This is a genomic window from Vibrio sp. 2132-1 (assembly GCF_033344315.1).
In genome coordinates, this window is record NZ_JAWPON010000304.1 from 1 (window position 1) to 720 (window position 720).

General features: G+C 47.2%; 2 protein-coding genes. Both read left to right on the forward strand.

All coding sequences use genetic code 11. The features are described from left to right. On the forward strand, nucleotides 1–326 hold a 326-nt coding region (locus R8N47_RS25075), incomplete at its 5' end, for a thermostable hemolysin (RefSeq protein ID WP_318186089.1). Nucleotides 327–405: 79 nt separating this feature from the next. Then, nucleotides 406–720, forward strand: a 315-nt coding sequence (locus tag R8N47_RS25080; RefSeq protein WP_318186090.1) for an AMP-binding protein, incomplete at its 3' end; no start/stop codon positions are given.

Genomic DNA, 720 nt, shown 5'->3' on the forward strand with positions numbered 1-720 from the left:
AACGTTCGAACTTAGTGGAATTCGGTCACTTGGCATCTTTCGCTAAGGGCATGTCATCTCTTCACTTCTACCTCATCGCAGAAATGCTGGTCAACCTCGGTTTTGAATGGTGCATCTTCACCGCGACAGATCCACTTCACGCCATGATGGCGCGCCTAGGACTGGAGCCTCATATCATCGCGCAGGCCGATCAAAACAAAGTCCCCGATGCCGAGTCCACTTGGGGGTCATACTACGAACATCAACCGCGTGTGTTAGCTGGCAATTTGCAAAAAGGACTCGAGCGTCTTCGATTAGTCCAAGAAAGAAAACGCAAACAAGCCTAGATAGAAAAGTAAACGTCGTTAAAACCGCAAACACAACCACAACAACTTGGTTAAACACAACGCAGAATATAGGTGATGTATGAATGTTCTCCTCGATGCCATTACAAAATGGGCAAAAACGACACCAGATCGAGTAGCACTTGTCGGCTACGAAGCGAATCAAACGGTTGAACTGACTTACTCTGAATTGTTAAACAAGATCGAACTCGTTGCCGCCGAGCTTATTGCACAGAACATCAAAGCACTCGCGCTACGCGCAGAAAACAGCATTGATTGGGCCATTGTTGATTTGGCGGCGATGGCGGCAGACATAGTCGTCGTGCCTATTCCGACTTTTTTCTCTGATGCACAAGTTGAACATACGTTAGAGCAATCAGGCGTCGATGCTTTAGTT